Source organism: Limnohabitans sp., from assembly GCF_046052825.1.
Lineage (GTDB): Bacteria > Pseudomonadota > Gammaproteobacteria > Burkholderiales > Burkholderiaceae_C > Limnohabitans.
Window position 1 is genome coordinate 1 of sequence record NZ_JAVLFP010000059.1, and the last position, 6,106, is coordinate 6,106.

The following is a 6,106-nucleotide window of genomic DNA, read 5'->3' on the forward strand; positions in this document are numbered from 1 at the left end:
TGTATAAGAGACAGCCATCAAGATGTGTTGGTCTACCGTATAGACATGGAACAAGTCATGCTGCATTTGCCCCACGATGCGTCTGAACACCCACAAATAGCGTCCCAACACCGAGGTCTGGTTCATCAAGCGCATGGCATGCGTGATGCCTTCGGGGGCTTGCAAAATTTGCAAGAACATGGCGCGGTTGGCTGGATCGGCTCGAAATGCTGCATTCATCACCCCACGTGCGTTGTACAGCGCGCGCAGCGTGCGGGCCGACAAGCCGTTGATGCCCACGGTGGATTCATACAACCAGAAGGTTTCCAAGATCGCGTGCGGTTCGCGCGAGTACAAATCGTCGCTGGTGACTTCCAGCATCCCCGCTTTGTCGGCGAAACGTTCATTGATGGGACGCAAGGTCTGGGTGTCGCCATTGAGCCGCTCTTCGATGTTGAGCAGCAAAATTTGGTTCAGCTGGGTCACGGCCTTGGCGGCCCAGTAATAGCGCTTCATCAGCGCTTCGCTGGCAGCCCTGGCGTCCAACGAGCCATCTTCTTGCAAGCCCAACCCAATGCTTTGTGCCACCGCATGTTGCAAGTCAAACACCAATCGGTCTTCACGTCGTTTGGCCACCATGTGCAAGCGGGTGCGAATCAGCGCCAAGGTGTCTTCGTTGCGTTGAATCTGGCGTGCCTCGAAGGAGGTGGCCAAGCCCGAGCGCGCCAACTCTTGCCAACTGTTGCCAAAGCCTGCCGCTTTGGCCACCCACAAGATCACTTGCAGATCGCGCAAACCACCCGGGGACTCTTTGCAATTGGGTTCAAGGGAATAGGGCGTGTTTTCAAACTTGGTGTGGCGCTGACGCAGCTCCAGTGTCTTGGCCACAAAGAAGGCCTTGGGGTCCATGGCCTCATCAAAACGTTGCTGAAACTGGTGAAACAGCGTGGCGCTACCCATGACCAAACGGGCTTCCAGCAAAGAGGTTTGCACGGTGATGTCGGCACTCGACTCTTGGATGCACTCGTCCACACTGCGCACGCTGGAGCCAATTTCCAGGCCTGTGTCCCAGCAGCTGCCAATGAAGGTCTCAATCTGGCTTTTGAGTTGGGCATCGGTGTCGGCAGATCGACCGGCCGGCAGCAGCAACAGCACGTCCACATCGGAGGAGGGGTAAAGCTCCCCGCGGCCAAAACCACCGACCGCCACCAAGGCCAAGTCGTCGGCAAAACCCGCGTTGTGCCAGAGTTCGACCAAGGTGCGGTCGGTCAAATGGCTCAGATTTTTTAAAACGCTGCGGGCACCCCGCGTGGCGGCAGGACGCATGGACAGGGTCTGCAGCAAGGCAGCCTTGTGCGTTCGGTAGCGCTGGGCCAAGGCGTTCATGGCACAGCCCTCAACAGGAGGTGGTGGTCACGAAGTCGGGCAGGGCGGGGCTGCCTTCAGACAGGGTCAACACTTCAAAGCCGGTTTCTGTGACCAGCACCGTGTGTTCCCATTGGGCCGACAGCGAGTGGTCGCGTGTGACAATGGTCCAGCCGTCGCCCAGCTCCTTGATGTCTTTGCGACCCGCGTTGATCATGGGCTCGATGGTGAAGGTCATGCCCGTTTTGAGCTCTTCCCCCGTGCCGGGCTTGCCGTAATGCAACACCTGCGGTTCTTCGTGGAACACCTGGCCAATGCCATGGCCGCAAAACTCGCGCACCACAGAAAAGCCATGGCTCTCGGCAAAGCGTTGGATGGCAAAGCCGATGTCGCCCAAGCGCACGCCAGGCTTGACTTTGACAATGCCGTGCCACATGGCTTCGTAGGTCAATTTGCACAAGCGCTTGGCGGCGATGGATGATTCGCCGACCAAGAACATGCGGCTGGTGTCGCCGTGCCAGCCGTCTTTGATCACGGTGATGTCGATGTTGACGATGTCGGCTTTTTTCAGCGGCTTGTCGTTGGGGATGCCGTGGCACACCTGGTGGTTGATGGACGTGCAGATCGACTTGGGGTAAGGGTTGGTGCCGCTGGGGTTGTAGTTCAGCGGGGCAGGAATAGCGCCTTGAACCTGGGTGATGTAGTCGTAGGCCAGTTTGTCCAACTGGTTGGTGGTGACTCCAGCCACCACATGGGGGGTGAGGAAATCCAGAACTTCGGAGGCCAGTTTGCCTGCGACACGCATGCCCTCAATACCTTGGGCGTCTTTGTAGGTGATCGTCATCCTGAGATTATCCCATTGGGGCTCGTGCCCCTGAAAGCTTGCCCTTTTGAATCCCTCACCAAGGTCGCGTGACGCCCTGATTGTGTACAAAACGCCCGATCAGGACACGTAAAATCGCACCATTGCCGACCAGCCCCAGTCAGCGGCCCGGCGCAACGATTTCCCCGTCTTTTTCTCAAGGCCATCCGTGTCCCTGCACCTCAGCATTTTCGAAGGCGGCAACGCACTCAGCGATTTCCGTGTTCACCAACTCTTGCCGCGACTCGCCGCCATCGCGCCACACATCAAAGGCTTGAGCGCACGCTTTGTGCACTTGGCCGCCAGCGAAGAAGCCTTGGATGCCACCCAGCAGGGCACCCTGGCCGCACTGCTGACCTACGGTGAGCCGGCACACCCTGGGACAGATGGTGTTGCGCTGGTGGTCACCCCACGTTTTGGCACGGTGTCGCCTTGGGCTTCCAAAGCCACGGACATTGCCCACAACTGTGGCTTGGGGTTAAAGCGCATTGAGCGTATCACCGAATTTCGCATCCAGCTCAAAGACGGTTTGCTGAGCAAAGCCAGCCTGAGCCCTGAGCAATTGGCGGCAGTGGCCGACCTGTTGCATGACCGCATGACCGAGTCGGTGATGCGCACCCGCGATGAAGCCTTGGGTCTGTTCACCGAGTTGCACCCAGCCCCCATGGAGCATGTCGATGTGCTGACCGGAGGACGCGCCGCACTGGAAGACGCCAACACGCGTTGGGGCCTGGCTTTGGCCGAAGACGAGATGGACTATCTGGTGACCGCGTTTGCCCAGTTGCAACGTAACCCCACCGATGTGGAGTTGATGATGTTTGCGCAGGCCAACAGCGAGCACTGCCGCCACAAAATCTTCAACGCCGAATTCACCATCGACGGCGTGGCCCAGCCGCACAGCCTGTTTGGCATGATTCGCCACACCCACAAGACCCACCCGCAGTACACCGTGGTGGCGTACTCAGACAACGCCTCCATCATGCAAGGCCATGCGGTGGAACGCTTTGTGGCCACGAACAACGGCACCGACTTGCCCCACTACGACAAAGTGGCTGCAACCCACCATGTGTTGATGAAGGTCGAGACCCACAACCACCCCACCGCCATTTCGCCGTATCCCGGCGCGTCCACCGGCAACGGGGGCGAAATTCGCGACGAGGGCGCCACCGGACGTGGCTCCAAGCCCAAAGCGGGCATGTCGGGTTTCACCGTGTCCAAGTTGTGGGACAGCAGCTTGGGCCGCCCCTCGCACATGGCCAGCCCGCTGCAAATCATGACCGAGGGCCCACTGGGTGGTGCGGCGTTCAACAACGAGTTTGGCCGTCCCAACTTGTTGGGCTATTTCCGCGAGTACGAACAAGAGGTGGCGGGCGTGACCCGTGGCTACCACAAGCCCATCATGATCGCCGGTGGTTTGGGTGTGATCGACAGCACGCAAACCCACAAGATCGAATTTCCTGCGGGCACCTTGCTGATTCAACTGGGTGGCCCCGGCATGCGCATTGGCATGGGCGGCGGTGCCGCCAGCTCCATGGCCAGCGGCACCAACGCGGCGGAGCTGGACTTTGACTCGGTGCAACGCGGCAACCCCGAGATCGAGCGCCGGGCGCAAGAGGTGATCAACCATTGCTGGACCCAAGGAGCGAACAACCCCATCTTGGCCATCCACGACGTGGGGGCAGGCGGTTTGTCCAACGCGTTTCCTGAGCTGACCCACGACGCCGGACGCGGTGCCCGCTTTGATTTGCGTGCCGTGCCCCTAGAAGAATCGGGCCTGGCCCCGAAAGAGATTTGGTCCAACGAAAGCCAAGAACGTTATGTGCTGGCGATTGCGCCCGAGTCGCTGGCGCAATTCAAAGCCTTTTGTGAACGTGAGCGTTGCCCGTTTGCGGTGGTCGGTGTGGCCACCGAAGAACGGCACCTCGTCGTGGCCAACGAAGATGCGGTGGTCACCCCAGAAACCCCCACCGCCAGCGCCGATCGCGCCGTGGACATGCCCATGAACGTGCTGTTGGGCAAGCCCCCCAAGATGCACCGTGACGTGCAACGCGTGTCCCGCGTCAGCCCCGCGATGGATTTGACCGGTGTGCGCCTGCAAGACGCGGTGATTCAGGTGCTGAGCCACCCCACTGTGGCGAGCAAACGCTTTTTGGTCACCATCGGTGACCGCGCGGTGGGTGGCCTGACCCACCGCGACCAAATGGTCGGTCCTTGGCAAGTGCCGGTGGCCGATTGCGCGGTGACTCTGGCCGATTACCAGGGCTTCAAAGGCGAAGCCATGAGCATGGGCGAACGCACGCCCTTGGCCGCTTTGCATGGCCCGGCCTCGGGCCGCATGGCCGTGGCAGAGGCCATCACCAACCTGCTGGCGGCCCCCATCGAGTTGCCCCGAGTCAAGCTCAGTGCCAACTGGATGGCGGCCTGTGGCGAGCCCGGCGAAGACGCTGCGCTCTACGACACCGTGCAAGCCGTGGGGCTGGAACTGTGCCCCGCTTTGGGCATCTCCATCCCGGTGGGCAAAGACAGCTTGTCCATGCGCACCCAGTGGCGCGAGGGGGACGCCACGAAAAAGGTCACCTCACCGGTGAGCCTGATCGTCAGCGCTTTTGCGTCCATCGCCGATGTGCGTGGCACGCTCACGCCCCAACTCAACGCCACCGAAGAAGACACGACCCTGGTGCTGGTGGACCTCGGCCGCGGGCAGCACCGCATGGCGGGCAGCATCTTGGGCCAAGTGCTGGGTCAAGCGGGCGACACCGTGCCTGACCTGGACCACGCCCAAGACTTGGTTCAACTGGTCCACGCGGTCAACGACTTGCGTGCGCAAGGAAAAATCTTGGCTTACCACGACCGCAGCGACGGCGGCTTGATGGCCACCGCCTGTGAAATGGCCTTTGCGGGTCAAGTGGGCGTGGCGCTGAATGTGGACATGCTGATCACCGAGGGCGACGGCATCAGCGACAGCCGAGCGGAATACGGCGACACCAAGAACTGGACCGCTCAGGTCAGCGCACGGCGCGAAGAGTTGACGCTCAAGGCACTGTTCACCGAAGAGTTGGGTGTGTTGTTGCAAGTGCGCACGTCCGAGCGCAACGCCGTCATGCAAACGCTGCGTGCGCATGGGCTGTCCAAGCACAGCCACTTTGTGGGCAAGACGCGTCCTGCGTCGTCGGCCATCGCCAAGGGCCAAGGCGAGGTCAGTGTCTGGCGCGATGCCAAAGAGGTGTTCAGCGCCAAGCTGGCCGACTTGCACCAGGTGTGGGACAGCGTGAGCTGGAAGATTTGCCAGCAACGCGACAACCCCATCTGCGCCGATGCCGAGCACGCGAGTGCGGGCGACCCGCTCAACCCCGGCCTGCAGGTGCATCTGCCTGCGGGCGTGTGCGACAACGTGGCGGCAGCTTTCATCCACAGCGCCAAACCCAAAGTGGCCGTGCTGCGTGAGCAGGGCGTCAACTCGCACGTGGAGATGGCTTATGCCTTCACCGAAGCGGGCTTTGAGGCCTACGACGTGCACATGACCGATCTGCAAACCGGCCGCGCCAAGCTGCAAGACTTTCAGGGGCTGGTGGCCTGCGGAGGCTTCAGCTACGGCGACACCTTGGGCGCTGGCATCGGTTGGGCACGTTCCATCACCTTCAACCCCGTGTTGTCTGAACAGTTCCAGCTGTTCTTTGGCCGCCCCGATACCTTTGGTTTGGGCGTGTGCAACGGCTGCCAAATGTTTGCCGAATTGGCCGACATCATTCCGGGCACTACCGCCTGGCCACGCTTCACCACCAACCAGAGTGAGCGCTTTGAAGCACGCTTGTCGATGGTGGAGGTGTTGCCGTCACCCAGCTTGTTCTTGCAAGGCATGGCAGGCAGCCGTTTGCCCATTGCCGTGGCACACGGCGAGGG

Annotated in this window: 3 protein-coding genes; 1 reads left to right on the forward strand and 2 read right to left on the reverse strand. The window is 60.9% G+C overall.

The window, feature by feature from the left end:
- Window positions 1-1,365: nucleotidyltransferase domain-containing protein (locus tag ACKWJN_RS09920; protein ID WP_408596473.1), on the reverse strand; the 1,365-nt coding region annotated here is incomplete at its 3' end.
- 10 nt (window positions 1,366-1,375) lie between these two features.
- Window positions 1,376-2,188, reverse strand: coding sequence for a type I methionyl aminopeptidase (gene map / locus ACKWJN_RS09925; RefSeq protein ID WP_408596475.1), 813 nt, complete (start codon window positions 2,186-2,188; stop codon window positions 1,376-1,378).
- Between the two features lie 187 nt (window positions 2,189-2,375).
- On the opposite strand from map, the gene purL reads away from it, so the two are divergent.
- Window positions 2,376-6,106: phosphoribosylformylglycinamidine synthase (purL, locus tag ACKWJN_RS09930; protein ID WP_408596477.1), on the forward strand; the 3,731-nt coding region annotated here is incomplete at its 3' end.

Excerpts from the sequence above, each read along its gene's own strand:
- map (WP_408596475.1), bottom strand. The coding sequence starts at position 2,188 with ATGACGATCACCTACAAAGACGCCCAAGGTATTGAGGGCATGCGTGTC.